This window comes from Rhodococcus sp. AC861, assembly GCF_979256035.1.
In genome coordinates, this window is record NZ_CEEDMW010000080.1 from 1 (window position 1) to 247 (window position 247).

Consider the following 247-nt stretch of genomic DNA (forward strand, 5'->3'; position numbering starts at 1 on the left):
CCACCGCATCCGAGTGGTCGATGCGGATGACGTCCTGCACGATGATGGGTCCGGCGTCGAGTTCGGCCGTCACCAGGTGGCAGGTGGCACCGATCCGCTTGACGCCGCGTGCGAACGCCTGGTGATACGGGCGGGCGCCGACGAACGACGGCAGGAAGCTGTGGTGGATGTGGATCGCGCGGCCGGACCAGTGCTCGCACAACGACTCCGGGAGTACCTGCATGAAGCGGGCCAGCACCACCGCGTC

General features: G+C 68.0%; 1 protein-coding gene. It reads right to left on the reverse strand.

The annotated features are described in order from the left end of the window. Positions 1–247: formyltransferase family protein (locus AC0IX4_RS23230; RefSeq protein ID WP_471831440.1), on the reverse strand; the 247-nt coding region annotated here is incomplete at both ends.